Below are 753 nucleotides of genomic sequence, written 5' to 3'. Positions count from 1 at the left end.
TGTTCTTTGAAAACTGCATAGAGAAGAAAATCTAGTAAAAGTCGAAAGAATTCACAACAAAACGGAAGTTTTGAAAAGAACCCAAAAGTAGCGAGAATTAGGTCAAGCTACTAAGGGCGTACGGTGGATGCCTAGGCGCTAAGAGTCGAAGAAGGGCGCGGTTAACAGCGAAATGCCACGGGGAGTCGTAAGCAGGTTATGATCCGTGGATACCCGAATGGGGCAACCCAACCGGAGTCATGTCCGGTTATCTTTAACTGAATAAATAGGTTAAAGAAGGCAACCCGGGGAACTGAAACATCTAAGTACCCGGAGGAAGAGAAAGAATAATCGATTCCCTGAGTAGCGGCGAGCGAAACGGGAAGAGCCCAAACCCATCCAGAGGCCAGAGGTCAGAAGCCTGAAGCCAGAATGAATGACGGTTTGTAAGGAATTTAAGCGATGTATAAAGACTTAAGTACCTGAAAAACTAACATGCATCTGACATCTGGCATCCGATTTCCGGCCTCTGGGTGGGGGTTGTAGGACCCTCTATTAAGTTAAGATCTCTAGCTGAACAGAACTGGAAAGTTCGGGCGGAGAAGGTAACACCCCTGTAAACGAAAGGGAGCTTAACTGTGAGGGGATCCTGAGTACCGCGGGACACGAGAAACCCCGTGGGAAGCAGGGAGGACCACCTCCCAAGGCTAAATACTACTTAGCGACCGATAGCGAACAAGTACCGTGAGGGAAAGGTGAAAAGCACCTCGGAAG

1 rRNA gene (running past one end of the window) is annotated in these 753 nt (G+C 48.3%); it reads left to right on the top strand.

The features are described 5' to 3' along the window. The first annotated feature begins 100 nt into the window (after positions 1 to 100). Positions 101 to 753: ribosomal RNA gene (locus tag AC6I5A_RS06780) — 23S ribosomal RNA — on the top strand (it continues 2,662 nt past the right edge of the window).

The organism is Desulfosporosinus sp. Tol-M2, from assembly GCF_059735615.1.
The sequence above is the reverse complement of the archived record's forward strand: the minus strand, read 5'-3'. Positions and strand labels throughout refer to the sequence as shown.